At 68.7% G+C, this 14,710-nt stretch carries 3 protein-coding genes; all 3 read right to left on the bottom strand.

All coding sequences use genetic code 11. The annotated features are described in order from the left end of the window. Window positions 1-105 precede the first annotated feature (105 nt). From ACWMMN_RS34670 to ACWMMN_RS34680, 3 genes are read right to left on the bottom strand one after another with little or no spacing between them, the layout of a single operon-like run. Complete coding sequence (locus ACWMMN_RS34670) at window positions 106-9,192, bottom strand: amino acid adenylation domain-containing protein (RefSeq protein WP_486424468.1); 9,087 nt, start codon at window positions 9,190-9,192, stop codon at window positions 106-108. Further along, window positions 9,189-13,103 (bottom strand): amino acid adenylation domain-containing protein, encoded by a 3,915-nt coding sequence (locus ACWMMN_RS34675; RefSeq protein WP_486424469.1) that lies wholly within the window; start codon window positions 13,101-13,103, stop codon window positions 9,189-9,191. Before ACWMMN_RS34675 ends, ACWMMN_RS34670 begins: the two co-directional genes overlap by 4 nt. Continuing rightward, window positions 13,091-14,707: an MBL fold metallo-hydrolase gene (locus tag ACWMMN_RS34680; protein ID WP_059241576.1), complete on the bottom strand. Its 1,617-nt coding sequence runs from the start codon at window positions 14,705-14,707 to the stop codon at window positions 13,091-13,093. The genes ACWMMN_RS34675 and ACWMMN_RS34680 overlap by 13 nt, the downstream gene beginning before the upstream one ends. Window positions 14,708-14,710 lie beyond the last annotated feature (3 nt).

The raw sequence follows: 14,710 nt of genomic DNA on the forward strand, positions 1-14,710 counted from the left end.
CCAGCACGTTATTGTCTTGCACAGGAAACTCCTCGATACGTTTTGTTCACCTGAAACAACCCGAAGCCGGGCGCATGGCGCCCGCCGTTCGAACGCCGGCCGGCATCACGACTTCTCCTCGAGCACGTCGTCGGCGGTGACTTCGGGCACGCGCTTCAGGCGCAGGCCGACCCGTACGCGCGGGCTGGCGGCGGGCGCATCGCCGGACAGCGGGATGCGATCGACCGGCATGGCCGGATCGCGGCGGAAGACGTCCTGGATCGCGAGCAGTCGATCGCGCATCGCGGCAATGGTCGCGGGGCGGAACAGGTTGGCGTTGTAGATCAACTGAATGCGGTGCCGGCCATCGCTTTCCACGACCTGGAACGACAGGTCGAACTTGGCCGTGGTGTCCGTCTGCGAGCGGTCGGTGATGCGCAGATCCGACTGCGGCGCGGGCATCGAAATGGCATTCGCCTGAATGTCGAAGATCGGGAAGTGGCCGGCCGGGGTGCGAATCTTCAGGTCGTCCAGCAGCGCATCGAACGGATAGGACGCATGCGCCAGCGCGTCCGTGGAGGCTTTCGCCACCGCATCGATCACCGCTTCGACGGTCGCGGACTTCTGCACCGGGACGCGGAGCACGAGGGTGTTGAGGAACACCCCGATCTGCGATTCGAGCTGCTCGCTGTCGCGTCCGGCCGACACGCTGCCGATGACGATGTCCTCGCGCCCCGTGTAGCGGTGCATCAGCACGCAGAACGACGCGAGGAGCACCGTGTAGAGCGACGTGCGGTGCGCGCGTGCCAGCGCCGCGAGGCCCGTCACCTGTGGCTCCGACAGTTCGACTTCCAGCGTCTGCCCGGCATGACCGGGCCGCTCGGGACGCGGGAAATCCGACGCCAGTTGCAGGCGGGGCAGCGGCGATGCCAGTTGCGCGAGCCAGTACGCGCGATGCGCGGCGGCGTGCGGGCCGTCGAGGCTCGCGTTGTGCCACGCGGCGTAGTCGCGATACTGGATCGACAGCGGCGGCAGGTCGTGCCCCGCATACAGGGCTTGCAGGTCGTCGGTCAGCACGCGGATCGACCATGCGTCCGATATCACGTGGTGCATGTTCAACAGCAGCAGGTGCTCCGTCGGCGAGAGCCGGACCAGCTTGACGCGCAAGAGCGGCCCCGACGCGAGATCGAATGGCTGCCCGCTTTCCTCGCGAATCAGCGCATCGATGGCCTGCAGTGCAGCATCGTCGGAGAGATCCATGTGCTCGACCCGGAATCCGGATGCCTCGCGGGTGAGGATGCGTTGCCGCAGCTCGCCTTCGATCATCGCAAACACGGTGCGCAGGCTCTCATGGCGATCGACCAGCGCGTCGAACGCACCGACGAGGCGCGCCGTGTCGATGGCGCCGTCCAGCTGCAGCGCGCCTGCCATGTTGTACGTGGACGGATCCGCGCTGCGGCTGGCGAGCCAGATCCGCTTCTGCGCACGGGACACCGCGTAGGACGGTTGCACCGCAAGCGCCGGGATGGGCGCATCGACATCGAGGCGCTCGGCGGGGCGGGACGCCAGCTTCCGCGCGAGTGCGCGCGGCGACGGCGCCTGGAAGATATCGGCGACCGCGACGTTCAGTTTCAGTTCACGCCGGATCCGGCTGACCATCTGGATCGCTTTGAGGCTTTGGCCGCCATGCTCGAAGAAGTCGTCGTCGACGCCGTTCGGCCGGCGGCCGAGCACCTCGGCGAAGATGCGCAGCAGCGCGGCCTCGACGGGCGTCTGCGGTTCGGCCGGCGCGCCGTCGGGCACCGACGCGGCCTCCGGGAGCGGCAGCGCGGCGCGGTTGATCTTGCCGTTCGGCATGACGGGCAACGCCGGCAGCAGCATCACGGTGTCGGGCACCATATGCGCCGGCAGCGTGTCGCGCAGTGCGTCGCGCAGGCGTTGGGGCGTCCAGCCGGTGCCCGACGCGTAGCCGCACAGGGTCATGTCCGAGTCCGGCGCCCGACGGGCGACCACGACGGCGTTGGAGATGCCTGCGAGCCCCGTCAGCGCGGCTTCGATTTCCCCAAGCTCGATGCGATAGCCGCGGATCTTGACCTGGAAGTCGCGGCGGCCGAAGAAATGGAGCGTGCCGTCGGCCCCGAAGCAGCCGATGTCGCCGGTGCGATACAGGCGCGCGCCCGGTTCCGGACTGAACGGATCGTCGCGGAACACCGCCCGGGTGCGTGCTTCGTCGAACAGGTAGCCGCGTCCGACGCCTGCTCCCCCGATGCAGATCTCGCCTTTGACGCCGGCCGGGCACGGATTCATGTCGGCGTCGACGACGTAGAGGCGCAGGTTCTCGATGGGGCGGCCGATCGGAATCGCCGGCAGATCCGGCGCGCGTTCCATGCTGAAATGCGCGACGGAATCCGACGCTTCGGTCGGCCCGTACGCGTTGATGAGCCGGACCGCCGGATTCAGGCGGAACCACGCGTGCGCGGAGGCCGGCTGCAGGGTTTCGCCGATCGTCAGCAGCGTGTCGAGGTGCGGGAACGCCGGCGCCGGGTGCCGTTCCAGCTCATCGAGGAAGGTCGCCAGATAGGACGGCACGAACTGCATCGCCGTGATGCGGTCGCGGTGAAGCGCGTCGATCAGGCGCGCGGGCTCGAGAATGTCGGCATCGGGATAGATCACCGTCGTGCCGCCCGACACCAGTGCCGCGAAGCACTGCCAGACCGAAATGTCGGAGCAGTGCGAAGCGGTCTGTGCGACCGCGCTCTGCGCGCCGAGCCCGACCCTGCGCGCCATCGCGAGCACGTGATTGAGCATGCCGCGATGCTCGACCATCGCGCCCTTCGGCTGGCCGGTCGAACCCGACGTGAAGATCACGTACGCAAGGTCCGCGGGCCGGCAACGCGGCACCGGCGCGCCGGCGTCGCGTTGCTCGGGCACGCGCGCGGGATCGACCCGCGGGATCGACGCCAGCGCCGGCGGCGGCACGCCGTCCGTCGCGACGACGATGGCCGGCCGGGCCAGCGTCAGGAGGGTCTCGACCCGCTGGGCCGGATAGGCCGGATCGACCGGAACGTACGCCGCGCCGCACTTCCAGATGGCCAGGATCGTTTCCAGCATCAGCGGCGAGCGCGGCATCCAGACGGCGATCCGGTCGTCCGGCTGGATCGGCGCGACGTGCAGCAGATGACCGGCGATCCGGTTGGCGCCTTCGACGAGGTCGCGATAGGTGCGGACCTCCGTGCCGCAACGGACCGCAATGCGCTCGGGGTGCGCGGCGGCGACGGCTTCGATCAGTTCGGGCAGGGTCCGGTCGGACGGAACCGGCGCGAACGTATCGTTCCATCCGAGCACGATGGCGTCCCGCTCCGCGGCGGTGAGGAGCGCAACGCTGCGGTTCGGGCGATCTTCCTCGCCGGCGAGGCCGACGAGCAGCGTTTCGACGTGACCCAGCAGGCGGACGATCGTTTCGCGATCGAACCGGCCGTCGTCGTACAGCACCTGCAGCGACAGGCGCTTGCCCGGCGTCACGACCAGCGTCAGCGGGTAGTTGTTCGGATCGGCGACCTGGAATTCGCCGATCCGCAGGCCGGGCAGCCCGTCGGCCAGCGCTTCCTCGACCGGATAGTTCTGGAAGATGAGCAGGCTTTCGAAGAGCGGCACGCCGGGCGGCAGGCCCGCGAATTTCTGGATGTCGGCCAGCGGAAAGTGCGCATATTCCTCCTGCTGCGCGAGCTCCATCTGCAACTGCGCGAGCCACGCGGACGTCGGGCGCGCGTCGATGCGAACCCGCACCGGCAGCGTGTTGATGAACAGCCCGACCATCTCGTCCGACGCCGGCAGCGAGGCCGGGCGACCGGAAACGATCGTGCCGAACACGACATCCGCTTCGCCGCTGTAGCGGCCCAGCAGCTGTGCCCACGCGCCCTGCACGAGCGTGTTGAGGGTGAGGCGACGGGTTTGCGCGAAGGCGACGAGCCGTTGCGTGTCGCTTTCGGAGAGCCGCAGCGGCACTTCGACATAGGCGCCCGGCGCGGCCGTGCCGTCGAGTTCCGGGCGTCCCAGCACGAGCGGCGTCGTCGCCGGGAAATCCGCCAGCCTGGTCTTCCAGAAGCGTTCCGCCGCGGCTGCGTCCTGGCGCGCCAGCCAGCGCACGTACTCGGCGAACGCAGGCGGCGCGTCCTGCTCCGGCGCACCGTCGGCCGGCAGCGCCTGATAGGCGGCGGCCACTTCGCCCAGGAGCCGGGCGGAGCTCCACCCGTCGAGCAGGATGTGGTGATGGCTCCAGTGGAAGCACCATGCGTGATCGCCCATGCGGAACAGCGCGAGACGCATCAGCGGCGCCCGGGTGAAGTCGAAGCCGCGTGCCCGGTCCTGCGCGTCGTAGGTTTGCCGACGCTGTTCGGCCTGCGCGGCGGACGCCGCGCGCAGATCCTCCTCGTGCCACGGCAAGTCGATATGGCGATGCACGACCTGCACGGGGCTGTCGAGGTCTTCCCAGTGAAACGACGTTCGCAAGATGTCGTGCCGTTGCGCCACGGTATCCCACGCGCGGCGGAACCGTTCGACGTCGAGCGCGCCGTCGATACGGAAATTCAGGCTGCTGAAGTACGCATCCGACGCGGGTTCGTACAGCCCGTGGAACAGCATGCCCTGCTGGGTCGGCGTCAGCGCGTAGACGTCGGCGATCTCGTCCGGCATGACCGAGGCCGGCGCCTGCGCCTGGCCGGTCGCGGGCCGGGTCGATGCGGACGGGACGGCAGGGTCGGCGACCAGGGATTCGAGTGCCGCGATGTACGCTTGCGCGACGCGCCGGATGGTGGCGGCGTCGTGGCAGGCCCGGCTGAATTCCCACGCAACATGCAGGCGGTTGCCGGTCACATAGGCGTTGATGTCGAGCAGGTGTTCGCGCCGCTGGCTCGCATGGCGGCCGTCGCCGCTCGGCTCCATCGCCGGTTTCCAGTCGCGCGCGGCGGCGAACAGCTGGTCGGTCTGGCCCAGGTAGTTGAACAGCAGTGGCGGCTGCGGCGCCGGAGCGTCGAGCCGGTCTTGCAGCAGGCCGTAGCTGATGCCCGCGTTCGGCACGGCGCGCAGTTGCGTCTTCACCGACGCAATCAGGCGAGCCGGATCGTGCAGGCCGGGATCGACCGTCAGCGCGACCGGGAACACGGACGTAAACCAGCCCACCGTGCGCGAGATGTCGAGGTCTTCGACCAGTTCCTCGCGCCCGTGCGCTTCGAGATCCAGCAGGACGTCGGCGGATCCGCTCCAGTCGCTGACGGCACGCGCGAGCGCGGCAAGCAGCACGTCGTTGATCTGCGCGTCGTAGGCCCGGGGCGCGGCGCCCAGCAAGGCCGTCGTCGCGGCTTCGCCCAGCTCGACCACGATCGTTTCGGCGGACGACACGGTATTGGCGTCGGCCGGCGCGGTGCGGTCGAGCGGCAGGCCGGGCAGGTCGGCGCGCGCGAGGGCCTGCCAATGGACGCGATCGGCGTCGGCGGCGCCCGCGCCGGCCCAGCGCGAGATCGCCTGGGTCCAGGCGGCCCACGTCGCGCTGCCGCCCGCAAATTCGGGCGCCTTGCCGTTGCGCAGGCGGGTATAGGCGTCGTGCAGGGTTTCGAGCAGCGCCCCCCACGACACGCCGTCGACGACCAGGTGATGCGCAACCAGCAGCAGACGAAGCGAACGGCCTTCGTCGAGACGGAACAGGTCCGCACGCACGACGGGGCCATCCGACAGATTCAGGCTCGCATGCGATTGCGCGACGTGCTGCGCGAGCTGGTCGCGCGGAAGGTCGAACACGCCGACGGGCACCTCCGGATCGTCGACGACTGCCTGGATCCAGCCGGACTCGCCCGCGCGAAAGCGCAGCCGCAGCGCATCGTGCCATTTGACCGCGTGCCGCAACGCCTGGCGCAGCAAGGCGGGATCGAAATCCGCCGGCACGTCGAGCAGGACCGCCTGGTTGTACTGGTGCGGATCGTCCTGGTGCTGCGCGAAGAAACGCTGCTGGATCGGCGTCAGCGGCAGCGGGCCGGACGATGCGACGAACTCCGCCGTGCCGACCGTGCCGCGCGTCGCCACGGTGGCGAGCTCGGCAACCGTCGGATGCTGGAAGATCAGCCGGGTGGTGAGCTTCAGGCCCGCCTTGGCGGCCAGCGACACGATGCGCATGCTGAGAATCGAGTCGCCGCCCAGCGCGAACAGGTTGTCGTGGATGCCGGGCGCCGGAATGCCCAGCGCTTCTCCCCAGATGCGGCACAGCAGCGTCTCGGTGGGCGTGCGCGGCGGTGTCGGTGCGTGTACCGCCGCCGACAGCCGCGACCGGTCCAGCGGCGGCAGCGCCTTGCGGTCGATCTTGCCGTTGCCGCTCAGGGGCAGCGCGTCGAGCACCACGTAGATGGCGGGCACCATGTAGTCCGGCAGCGTGGCGGACAACGCGGCGGCTATCGCGGCATCGCTCAGCGACGCGCCGTCGCGGAACGCGACATACGCGCACAGCGCGGCGCGGCCGGCGTCGTCGCGATAGTCGAGCGCGGCCGCCTGGCGGATTTCCGGAATGGCGGCCAGCGCGTTGTCGATCTCCCCGAGCTCGATGCGGTAGCCGCGGATCTTCAGCTGGTGGTCCTTGCGGCCGTAGAGCGCGATCGTGCCGTCGGGGAGATAGCAGCCGATGTCGCTGGTGCGGTACATGCGGACGCCGCGCTCCGGAACGAACGGATCCTCGACGAAAGCCTCCCGCGTCGCGGCTTCGTTGTTCAGGTAGCCGCGGCCGACGGCGATGCCGGACACGCACAGTTCGCCGGGAATCCCGATCGGGCACAGGTTCATCTGCGGGTCGACGACGTAGAGGCGCACGTTGCGGATCGGCTTGCCGACCGGGACGTAAGGCGTGGCCGGCGCGCACGTCATGCGGTGCTGCGCGACGTCGTCGGACGCTTCCGCCGGGCCGTACGCGTTCACCAGCGCGATGTCCGGGAACACGTCGAACCACCGTTTCACCAGGGCCGGGCTGACCATCTCGCCGGTGACGAGCAGGTGCCGCAGGTGCCGCATCAGCGCCGGCCGTTCCGACGCGCGGTCGAGCACGGCGGACAGATAGGACGGCACCAGTTCGAGGATGCTGACCCGGGTGGCGTCCAGGGTCGCGACGAAGGACGCGGGATCGCGAATGCATTCGTCGTCGACGATCACGGTCTTGCCGCCGGCGAGCGGCGCCGTGAAAAATTGCCAGACCGAAATATCGAAGCAATGCGGCGCGGTTTGCGCGATCACCGACGACGCCGATATCGAAAACTCGTCGATCTCGGCGAGCATGTGATTCAGCATGCCGGCGTGCTCGACCATCGCCCCTTTCGGCTTTCCGGTGGAACCGGACGTGTAGATCACGTAGGCGAGGCTGTCGGGAGACACGGGGCGGCCGGGATTGGTGTCGTCGTCGCTCCCGGTGGCGTCGTCGAGCGACACGACCGGCGCGAGCGAGGCCAGCTCGGGCGGCAACAGGCCGTCGCAGGTCATCACGAGGGCGGCGCCGGAATCCTCGAGAATGGTGCGGATGCGCGCCGCCGGATAGTTGGGGTCGATCGGAATGTAGGCGGCGCCGCACTTCCAGACGGCGAGGATCGCCTCCATCAGGCGGGCCGACCGGTGCATGCAGATCGCGACCAGCGCGTCCGGCCCCAGCTCGGCGGCGGCCAGCAGGCGGTGCGCGATACGGTTGGCGCGGGCGTTCAGTTCACCGATGCTCAGGACGCTGTCGCGGTACTCGACCGCCGGCCGCCCCGGGTGCGCCGCGGCGGCCTGTTCCAGACGATGCACCACGGTGAGCGCGGCGTCGAACGGCACGGCGGTGTCGTTGAAGGTGTCCAGCAGTTGCCGTCGTTCGGCCTCGGGCAGGATCGGCAGGCGTCCGAGCAGCCGGTTCGGATCGGCCGCGAAGGCATCGAGCGTCGCGGCCACGTGGCCCAGCATGCGCTGCATCGTGTCTTCGTCGAAGCGCCGCGGATCGAACGACAGTTCCATCTTCCAGTCGTCGCGCGCCGTCACCACGAATTCGAGCGGGATGTCGGCGCGGTTGTAGAGTTGAACCTCGTCGACCGCCAGCCCGTGCGCGCCATGCGTCAGCGACGCGTCCAGCGGGTAATTCATGAACGTGATGTTGCTCTCGAACAGCGGCGTCGTCAGCGGCACGTCGCTGCAGCGCTGGATGTCGGGCAACGGCGTGTGCTCGAACGGCGCGCGGGCGGCCACGCGCGCCTGGATCATCTTCAGCCACGGCACCAGCGGCTGCCTGGGGTCGACCCGCACCCGCACCGGCACCGTATTGATGAACAGGCCGAGCATGGATTCGATCCCGGGCAGGTTCGCGCCCCGTCCGGACACGACGGCGCCGAACACCACGTCGGTCTCCCCGCTGTAACGCGACAGCACGAGCGCCCAGGCCGCTTGCGCGAGGGTATTGAGGGTGACGTGATGACGGGCCGCAAATTGCCGCAGGCGCGCGCTCAGGTCGGCCGACAGGTCGGCCTGCACTTGCGCGAGGCCCTCGCCGAAGCGCTCGCCCGCGTCCGCGCGCGCGGCCGTGGGCAGCGGGGTCGGCGAGTGAAAACCTTCGAGATAGCGCGCCCAGTATTGCTGCGCGGCTTGCGGCTCGCGCTGCTGCAGCCACTGGATATAGTCGCGATAGGGGCGCACCGCGGGGAGCGTCGGCGGCACGCCGTGCGCGAGCGCGCGATAGGCCTCGAAGATCTCCTCGATCACGAGCGACAGGCACCAGCCGTCGGCCAGGATGTGATGGTGGCTCCAGCTGAACAGGTAGGCGTGCTCGGCGACGCGCACCAGGCGGCAGCGCACGAGCGGCGCACGATCGAGCGCGAAGCCTTCGGCCAGGTCGCGGTCGAGATGCGCGCGCCACCGCGCGCGCTGTTCGTGGTCCGGCAGATCGCGCCAGTCGTCCTGCACCCACGGCAGCGTGGCGTGCGCATGCACGACCTGCATGGGCTTGTCGAATTCCTCCCAATGGAACGACGTGCGCATCACCGGGTGCCGATCGATCAGCTGCTGCCATGCGGCTTGAAACAGCGCGGGATCGAGGCTGCCGGTGATCCGGCAACCGAGCTGGTTGAAGCTGCTTCTCGCGCCGGGCGAGTGCACGGCATGAAAGAGCATCGCCTCCTGCATCGGGGAGAGCTCGTAGATATCGGCGATGGTGGGGGAGGTCACGATTTGATCCTTGATACGAGGGCGTCCAACGCTTCCTGACTGATGCGCGCGGCCGGAAAGTCCGACGGGCTCAGCCCGCGCGGGCCGTCGCCGCTGGCCTCGACGATCGACAGCAGGCGGCTGCGGTAGCACTGCGTCAGCTGCTCGATGACGCCGGGTGCGCAGGCCTCGCGGTTGTAGCGCCAGGTCAGGCGCAGACGCCCGTCGAACACCATCCCGTCGATCTCGAACAGGTGGCCGCGACGTGCGCGCGGGCTGTGCTCGGGACTCTGGAAGTCGAGCACCGGCTTCCAGCCCGTGTCGTCGGCCAGCACGCGGTCGATCTGGCCGAGGTAGTTGAAGCGCACCGGCGCCGGCGGCTGCCGCTCCAGTGCCGCCGCGATGCCGGCGTCGTTGCCGAGGTAGCGGGCGACGCCGTAGCCGAGCCCGCGCATCGGCACCGCGCGCAGCTGCTCCTTGACGTGGCGCAACGCGTCGACCGCCACGGTGGCGTCGCCGGCATTCAGGTACACCGGGTAGTGCGTGGTGAACCAGCCGATCGTGCGCGACGTATCGACGCCGTCGAAGAGGTCCTCGCGACCGTGGCCTTCGAGCTCGACGACCAGCGTGGCGTTGCCGGTCCAGTCGCCGAACGCGAGCAGCAGGGCCGCCAGCAGGACTTCGTTGATCTGGGTGTTGAACGTGCGCGGCACGTCCTGCAACAGCGCGAGCGTTTGCCCGGCGTCGAAATCGATGACCGTCGTGCCGGCTTCGCCGACGGTGCCGACGGGCATGTCGTCGAAGCATGCAGGCTCGTCCGCGCTGGCCTGGAGCCAGTAGTCGAGCCCGTCGGGCGCGCTCGCACCGAGTTCGGACAGGCGCGTCGACCAGTCGCGCCACGCCGTCGTCCTGGCCGGCAGCTGCACCGCTTCGCCCGCTTCGCGCTGGCGGCATGCGGCGTACAGGTCTTCGAACAGGATGCGCCACGACACGCCGTCGATCACCAGATGGTGCGCGACCACCAGCAGGCGCTGCGGCGCGTCGGGACCGAACTGGAACAGGTGCGCGCGCAGCAGCGGCGGCGCCGACAACGTGAAGCTTTCCTGCAGGTCGCTGGCGGTCGCGAGCATCGCCGCCTGGCGTGCGGCGGGCGCCGCGTCCGCCAGCGACGTGACGCCGAGCGGAATCGCCAGCGGCGGCGCCGCATGCGATTGCTGCCATGCGCCGGCGACGCGCTCGAACCCCAGCCGCAGCGCGTCATGATGGGTCGCGACCGCCGCCAGCGCGTGCTCGAGCACGTCCGGCCGCAGCGACGCGGGCACCTCGATCATGGTCGACTGGTTGTAGTGGTGCGGATCCGCCACGTCCTGTGCGAAGAACCACGACTGGATCGGCGTCAGCGGGGCGGGGCCGACCACCGGTTCCTGCGAAATCCGGAGCGACGGCGCCTCCACCGCGACCTGGGCAAGCGCGGCGATGGTCGGATGCGCGAAAAACTGGTCGGCGGTGAATTTGAGGCCGACCTGCTGGGCCAGCGACATCACCTGGATGAGCAGGATCGAGTCGCCGCCGAGTTCGAAGAAATTGTCGTGCACGCCGATCGGCTCGCGGCCCAGCACCTCGGACCAGATCTTGCCCAGGCGCGCTTCGACGTCATTGGCCGGTGCGGCGTACGCGGTTGCGCCCGGCACGGGCGCCAGCTCCAGCGCGGCGAGCGCCTTGCGGTCGGGTTTGCCGTTCGGTGTCAGCGGCAGGCGTTCGAGCGTCACGATCGAGGCGGGCACCATGAACTCGGGCAGGCGTTCCTTCAGATGTTCCCGCAGGCCGGCGACGCTGGCCGTCGCCGTGGCGACGCAGGCCACCAGCTGCTTGTGCTGCGGCGTATCCTCGCGCACGAACACGATCGCGTCGGTCACGCCGGCGTGCTGCCGGAGCGCCGCTTCGATTTCGCCCGTCTCGATGCGATAGCCGCGAATCTTCACTTGCGTGTCGCGGCGCCCGGTGACTTCCAGGTTGCCGTCCGGCAGCCAGACGCCGAGGTCGCCGGTGCGATAGAGGCGCTCGCCCGCTTCGAACGGGTGGTCGACGAACGCGGCGGCGCTCAGGTCGTCGCGGCCGACATAGCCGCGCGCCAGCGCGATGCCGGATACGCAGATCTCGCCGGCACACCCGTCGGGGGCCAGCGCCCCGTGCTCGTCGAGCAGGTACAGGTGCGTGTTGTGGATCGGCCGGCCGACCGGCAGACGGGCGCCGTAGGCGATCGCCGGATCGACCACGTAGTCCGCGATGCACACGGTGGCCTCGGTCGGGCCGTACGAGTTGTGGCACACGCGGGTCCGGGCCAGTTCGCGCAGATCCGCCACGCGCGCGTTGTCGCCCGCGCTGATGACCCGCTTCACGGCGCCGAGCGCGTTCCAGTCGAGCGACGCGAGATAGGCCGGCGTCGCGTTGACGGTGGTGACACCCTGCTGCGCGATGTAGTCGACGAAGCGCGGCACGTCCCGGATCACGGCGGTCTTCGCCAGCACCAGGCGCGCCCCCGCGAGCAGCGTGACGAAAATCTCCATGATCGAGCCGTCGAAGCCCGGGGAGTAGAACTGGACGAACCGGTCGTCGGCATCGAAACCGAAGGCGTTCACATGGTACTGCGCCATGTTCAGGAGCCCGGCATGTTCGAGCACGACACCCTTGGGGGTGCCCGTGGAGCCGGACGTGTAGATGATGTACGCCGCGTCGCCCGGCGCGACCTCGACCTGCGCCGACGCCGGTGCGGGTTCCAGCGTGTCGAGCTGAAAGTCGAGCGCGAACATCGGAATCGCCCAGAAATCGGCGAGCAGCGGCAGGTATTCCGAGTTCGTCAGCAGCGCCTTGACGTTCGCGTCCTCGATCATGAAGCGCAGCCGCTCCCGCGGAAACTCCGGGTCGAGCGGCAGATACAATGCGCCCGCCTTGAGCGCGCCGAGCATGCCGACGATCCAGCGCTCGGAACGGTCGGCGACCACCCCCACCACGTCGCCGCGCCCGATCGCGTATTCCGCGAGCAGGAAGCCCGCCAGCCGGGACGCCTGGTCGTCCAGCTGCGCATAGGTCAGCGATGCGTCGGCGGTCACCACCGCGACGCTGTCCGGCGTGGCCGCGACCCGTTGCGCGAACTGCGCGAGGAAGGTGCCATCCACGGCAACGGGTGCCGCATGCGCAAGCAGGCGCGCACGTTCCTCGTCATCGAGCAGCGAGACCGTGTCGAGCGGGGCGTCCAGCGCGCCGAAGCCGGCCACGACGTTGCGCAGGTGCCGCGCGACATGCTGCAGATAATGCAGCGTGAAGACCGTCGGCCGGCCCGTCAGGACGATCTCGTAGCACGCGCGATGCCGGATCTCGATCGACAGGTCGTAGTCCCCCGCCGTCCACGCTTCGTGCAGGCCGTCGAAGCGCACGCCGACGTTGGTCGCGGGCCGTGCGCCGCGCAGTTTGTGCGCGAGGGCCGCGATCGGAAAATCCTGATACGAATAGCTGCGCTGCACGCTGTCGCGCACCTGGTTCAGGTACGCGCGAACCGTGGGGCCGGGCTGGGCGGCGTCGAGCAGCGGGATGGAATCGGCGGAACCGTTCGCGGCTTCGGCGATCAGGCGCGGCGTATCCACGAACAGGCCGGCCGCGCCGTCGTAGCGCCCGAGCACCCGGAACAGCGCCGCCAGCAGCACGACGAACGCGCCCAGCTCGTTGCCGGCCGCGAGCTTCGCCAGGGCCTGCCCCGCGTCGCCGTCGAGCGCGAACGTCAGCGCCGGCGCGGGGCCGAGGGGCAACGCATACGCCTGCCACGCTTGCTGAAGACGGAAGTCTTCGTCGAGGCGTCCGAGCGCCTCGCTCCAGAACGCGAAGTGTTCCTGGTATTGCCCGCTGGTCGACAGCGCGTTGAGATTCAGTTCTGACAAAGCACGATCTCCCTGGTCGCGTACAGGATTTCGGAAGCGATGCCCTTGGCCTTGCAGTGCGCGACAAACTGGGTGGACTGGATATGGCTGGGCGAGTTTTCGTCGAAGGTGTTGTCGAGGAGGTGGTTGAGCCACGGCTCCTGGCCCATCGCGTAGACATACGCCGCGTTGAACGGGAAGTCGTCCACCAGCGCGGCCGCCTCGCCGAACTGGCAGCCCCGCGCCCGGCGCGAGCGGTCGAGGTCGCGCGGCAGCGCCTTGGGAAACAGCGGGCCGTAGACCCATGACGGCGGTGCGCCCTCGGTTTCCATCCCGACGAACAACGTGTCCGGCTTGCCGGCGAGGCGGAAGACATGCTCGTAAAGACGCGGGTCCAGGTTGCACGAATCGGCGATGCACAGCACCGAACGCGTGCCGAAGCGGATCATGAAGCTCTGCTTGCTCTGGATCGCCAGGTCGTTGTGTTCGCCCAGGAACGGAATGGCGGTGATGGCGCCGTTGGGCACCTTGATTTCGTCTGCATCCCTGACTTCCAGCACGTCGTCGAAACCGAGCTTGCGCAACGCCAGCGCCAGTGACGGATCTTGCGGAAACCCGTCGAGATTCCTGCCGACCACCACGGTCTTGACCTTGTGGCGAAGCTGCAGCAGCGTTTCGAGGACGATGTGATCGTGATGGCTGTGCGTGATCAGCACGTAGTCGATCTGGTCGGGCAAGTCCGCGAACGTATAGCGCGGCAGCGCGGTGTCGTAGCCGTAGCTGATCGCCGGATCGATCAGGATGCTCACGCCGCGGCTCTGCACCAGCAGGCACGCGTGGCCGTAATAGCGGATGCGGATGTCGTCGCCGTCGAACGAACGATCCGGTTTCGGCGCGGGCGCCTCCTCGACGAAGAACGTGCGGAACAGCGGCTCGTCCTTCTCCTCCACGCGCATCAGGTCGACGATTTTCGCGTAGCTGCCGGGCGTGTCGCGCATCCGGAACAGCGCATCGAGCGCGCGATCGTCGAAGGCCATGTTGCAAAACAGCGTGCGCTCGTCGCTGAGCCGGGGCGTGCTGAGAATGAACGGCCGGGGCGTGTTCTCGTCGATCGCCGACAGCGCGATGCTCTGGGCGTCGCGCGCGTAGAGCGGGCTCGCATACAGCAGGCTCTCGAAGAGCCGGAAGGACGGGTTGTGATTCAGGTCGTAGTAGATCTCGACATAGCCTTTCAGCACTTCCGGGATCTCGGGATAGATCGGATCCGATGCCATCCCCTTCGCCTGTTCCAGCAGCAACGTGGAGAATGTCTTGTAAGCCTTCGCCAGCTCCAGTTGGCGGGTCGCGCGAGCGGTGGTCTGCTCGATCAGCGCGCGGATTTCGTCGACGCGCTTGCCGCCCAGGTCGAGAAACGGGCCACCGCGCATCGCGGGATCCTTGCAGGCCGCCGCATGCATCATCGGCGACGCCGCATAGGATTTCATCAGCGGCAGGAACCGCTCGGCCACGTTGAGTGCGGCGGTCAACGGCGGCAGCGTGTGAAACCACGCGTACCAACCGTTGATCAGCGGTTCGAACTGAATGTTTTGCCGCAGGTAGACGTGTGTGCTGGACGAAATAGTCAACGA

This window comes from Burkholderia cepacia complex sp. TUM26381 (assembly GCF_057439935.1).